Here is a 1,555-nt window from a genome sequence, read left to right as displayed (position 1 = left end):
GCGCCTCCTGCATGGAGGCGTGATTAGATCATAGACGATCAGCCTGTTCAAATTTCATTAACAAAGTGCGATCCCGCCCTGCAGCAAGCTGGCACTAGCCTGCGTCATTGCACTTTCTCTGACCGCCTGCAATGACAGCAGCTCCAATAGCAACAACACCAAAGTACCAGCCGATCCTGTTGCGACTAAAGCATCCCTGATGCAAACCATGAACGAAGCCCTGAGCGAGAGCCAGGCGCTGGACCCGTACGGTTTTGCCATCGATGCCCAGAGCATCGCCAAACATAAGGCGCTCGACACGGCGCTGCTCAAGAAGCTGGAGGCTCTGGATCCGACCGTGCTAAGCGAGCGGGATCAGCTCTTCTACGACATGATCCGCTGGGATCTGCAGATCAATCTGGAAGGGTACGATCTGCCCCAATCCCAGATCCCGATCCATCACTTCCGTAACCGGGTGGTCTCTCTGGCGGATGAGGTGGGAGCAGCTCCTGCAGCAGGCAGAGCGGCCCGCACCATCAGCGGCGGCTTCGACTATTTCGAGCAAAGCTCGGCCGCGCAGCTAGCTCCGGGGGATGCTGCATGACGCCGGGATCTGGACCGCACGGCCACGCCTCCGGCGCTGGCAGCCCGGGCCAAGGCGACGACCAGCCCGCTGGCCTGGTATCAGGAACACCTCGTCTGGCTCAAGGCCTATGATGCCTATCTGGCCGAGGTGAAGCACCAGTTCGAACTGGGCAGCGCTCAGGGTAACACCTTGCCCGATGAGCTGGTCGATCGAGTGCTGGCCCAGCTCAACAGCAAACTGGAGGGCACTACGCTGGCGGGCGCCTATCAGGGCTGGCAACAGTTGCCGAGCGATGCCGATGAAGCGCTGCGCACCGACTACAAAGCAGTGCTGGACAGTATCAACAGCCGTTACCTAGCCCTGCGCGACTACCTGGATTACCAACACGGCGGCGCCTATGCGGTGCGCCTTGGCAGCGGCGAATGTGCCGACGGTTTCTGCGGCATGACAAATGGTCGTGACTGGTATCGCTGGTTGCTAAAGAAACACACCACCACCGACATGACACCGGAGCAGGTACATGCGCTGGGGCTCAGCGAGGTCGATCGGATCTTCGGCTCCATGGTCAAGGTGTGTTATACCGTCGGGAAATGCGACAGTGATGATGTGGCCCAGAACAAGCAGAACGGCCAGATCTATGCCTTCTTCCGCTACCTGAACGAACCGCATTTCTTCTATCAGAATCCGCTGGAGAGCTGGTCCTCCGATCTCAACCCGGACAACGCGGCCGACGCGACCCTGAGCGAGCCGCAGCAGCAGGCGCTGACCGAGCACGAAAGAGCGCTGCAGGAGTACAACGCCTTCAAGAGCAAGGCAGCGCTGGTGCTGCCGGACTTCTTCGATGCCGAGCGCACCATTCCAAAACTGGATTACGAAGTAGTGCCCGTCTCCTATGAAGATGCGCCCTATGGGGCGTTGTTGCTCAAATCAGGGAACTATCCCGCAGTTTGGTGATCTGATCTCTTAGGTTCACCACCGGGAGCGCCAGAT

The 1,555-nt window shown here is 59.2% G+C and carries 1 pseudogene; it reads left to right on the top strand.

The annotated features are described in order from the left end of the window. Positions 1-70: 70 nt before the first annotated feature. A pseudogene (locus ACYVG7_RS10395) lies at positions 71-1,483 on the top strand (DUF885 family protein); the annotation flags it as partial. Between the last annotated feature and the right edge of the window lie 72 nt (positions 1,484-1,555).

It is taken from the genome of Pseudaeromonas pectinilytica (genome assembly GCF_054780855.1).
The sequence above is the reverse complement of the archived record's forward strand: the minus strand, read 5'-3'. Positions and strand labels throughout refer to the sequence as shown.